This is a genomic window from Moorena sp. SIO3H5, from assembly GCF_010692395.1.
In the GTDB taxonomy this organism is placed as follows: domain Bacteria; phylum Cyanobacteriota; class Cyanobacteriia; order Cyanobacteriales; family Coleofasciculaceae; genus Moorena.
In genome coordinates this window covers 1-2,783 of sequence record NZ_JAAHHS010000649.1, presented here as the reverse complement: position 1 = coordinate 2,783, position 2,783 = coordinate 1, and the positions used below count along the sequence as shown (strand labels likewise).

The following is a 2,783-nucleotide window of genomic DNA, read 5'->3' as shown; positions in this document are numbered from 1 at the left end:
CAAGCCTTTGAGCTGTTCCAAAAAAATAACCCCTGAGTCTGTTGCTGTTAGATCACAGCTCGACCAACTAAGGGGTATCGATGACTGAATTGCGTAAGCTATTTACTACTATCCACAGCAGCTGTATGCGTACGGGTTTTCCCAACGTTAACCAAAGAGTTAACCTTATGTATAAGTGATGGTTTAGCTAATGATGGGGATTTGGGGCAAGCAAGAAACTCAAGAATACCAGGGCTTCCACCCTGTAGGAGCGTCAATTTGCTACACTGCTGATCACATATTGGTATTGCCTCCAAAATCAAAACCATGACAGCTACACCACTTGCATCCATACCCCTAAGTGCGATCGCTAAAAAAACCCGTCAAGCTGCACAGAAGTTAGCCGTTCTCTCAACAAAGGCTAAAAATGAAGCTATTGAGGCAATAGCCCAAGCCTTGGAAGCTGCAGCACCGGAAATCCTAGCGGCGAATGCTGCAGACTGCCAAGCAGCTGAGGCAGATAACATTCCCAAACCCCTTTACAATCGCCTGAAGTTGAACGAAACAAAGCTTAAGGGGGCTATTCAGGGGGTGCGAGATGTGGGAAACCTTGGTGATCCTGTGGGCAATGTCCAAATTCATCGAGAACTGGATCAAGGACTAATCCTCAAACGAGTCACTTGTTCCTTAGGAGTTTTAGGAATTATCTTTGAAGCTCGTCCCGATGCCTTAATTCAAATTACCTCTCTTGCGATTAAATCCGGTAATGGTGTTATCCTCAAAGGCGGTAAAGAAGCAATTCGCTCCTGTGAAACCCTAGTCAAAGCAATTCATAAAGGATTATCTACGACAGCAGTTGATCCAGCAACGGTACAGTTGTTAACCACTAGAGAAGAAATCAAAGAGCTGTTACAACTAGACAACTATGTGGATTTGATTATTCCCAGAGGGTCTAATGCTTTTGTTCGGTTTGTCCAGGAGAATACTCGTATTCCAGTACTAGGTCATGCTGATGGGATTTGCCACCTCTATATTGATGCAGCAGCTGACTTGGAGAAAGCGGTAACTATCACCGTTGATGCTAAAACGCAATATCCAGCTGTTTGTAATGCCATTGAAACCCTGCTGGTGCATTCAGCAATTGCTCCTCGTTTCTTGCCCCTAGCAGCAGAAGCTTTGAAAAAGCGTAATGTAGAATTGCGAGGGGATGAAGCTAGCCGTGAGATTATCCCCATCTCTGTAGCAACGGATGAGGATTGGTCTACAGAATACAGTGATTTAATTCTTTCTATCAAAGTAGTAGACTCTGTAGAAGAAGCGATTAACCATATCAATACTTATGGTTCCAGACATACCGATGGAATTGTTACTGAAGACCAGGAGGTAGCAGATAGCTTCGGAAATCAAGTGGATGCCGCTAATGTTTTCCACAACTGTTCTACTCGCTTTGCCGATGGTTTCCGTTATGGTTTTGGAGCAGAAGTAGGAATTAGCACTCAACAAATGCCCCCCCGTGGTCCAGTGGGCTTAGAGGGATTGGTGACTTACAAATACAAGGTTACAGGTAATGGTCACATTGCCGCTACTTATGTTGGTGAGAATGCTAAGCCTTTTACCCATCGGGATATCTAAAAGTTTTAAATTACGACAGTATTGTCCAGTAATGCTTTGAGGATAATTCTACTGCCAAGGGCACTTAGTAAGCGATGCAGCGCGGTCTTGGGGAGGCAGTGCGGTCTTGGGGAGGCAGCGCGGTCTTGGGGAGGCAGCGCGGTCTTGGGGGTTTCCCCCACTCGCTATTGCCGTGGTTTCCCCCACTCGCTATTGCCGTGGTTCCCCCCATGAGCAACTGCCGTGGTTTCCCCCATGAGCGACTGCATCAAGACAGTGCTCTTGATCGATATTTTTGGACTTTTGCAAGAGGTCTATAAAAAAAAATCCCCAGCCGGTAGCTGAGGGACAAGTCACGTTGCATCTACTATTTCTTAATCCTTGATTAGTCTATCTAGATCCGGAAGAAATTAGAAATGCTTACGCCAAGGAGACAGCCAAGATGGCTATCCCACATAGAACTAATAGATTGGTTGAGACGAGAGTGAAAAAAAAAATCCCCAGCGGGTAGCTGAGGAATGAGTCAGGGTGCATCTACTATTTCTTAATCCTTGATTGCTCTATCTAGATCCGGAAAAAATTAGAAATGGGTAAGCCCAATAGAACTGATAGATTGGTTGAGACAAAATTGAACAAAAAAAAATCCCCAGCCGGTAGCTGAGGAATGAGTCAGGGTGCATCTACTATTTCTTAATCCTTCATTACTCTGTCTAGATCCGGAAAAAATTAGAAACGCGGTCGCCAAATAAAACTAATAGATTAGTTGAGACAAAATTGAACAAAAAAAATCCCCAGCGGGTAGCTGAGGAATGAGTCAGGGTGCATCTACTATTTCTTAATCCTTGATTGCTCTATCTAGATCCGGAATAAATTAGAAATGGGTAAGCCAAATAAAACTAATAGATTGCTTGAGACAAGAGTGAACAAAAAAAATCCCCAGCGGGTAGCTGAGGGATGAGTCAGGGTGCATCTACTATTTCTTATTCCTTCATTACTCTGTCTCGCTCCGGAATAAATTAGAAATGGGTAAGCCAAATAAAACTAATAGATTACTTGAGACAAGAGTGAACAAAAAAAATCCCCAGCGGGTAGCTGAGGGATGAGTCAGGGTGCATCTACTATTTCTTAATCCTTGATTGCTCTATCTAGATCCGGAACAATTTAGAAACGCGGTCGCCAAATAAAACTAATAA

General features: G+C 43.8%; 2 protein-coding genes. Both read left to right on the top strand.

Going from position 1 to position 2,783, the window contains the following annotated elements; all coding sequences use genetic code 11:
• The first annotated feature begins 306 nt into the window (after window positions 1-306).
• Window positions 307-1,611: a glutamate-5-semialdehyde dehydrogenase gene (locus tag F6K52_RS35045; protein WP_293089604.1), complete on the top strand. Its 1,305-nt coding sequence runs from the start codon at window positions 307-309 to the stop codon at window positions 1,609-1,611.
• 74 nt (window positions 1,612-1,685) lie between these two features.
• On the top strand, window positions 1,686-1,910 hold the full coding sequence (locus F6K52_RS35040; protein ID WP_293089602.1) for a hypothetical protein: 225 nt from the start codon (window positions 1,686-1,688) through the stop codon (window positions 1,908-1,910).
• Window positions 1,911-2,783 lie beyond the last annotated feature (873 nt).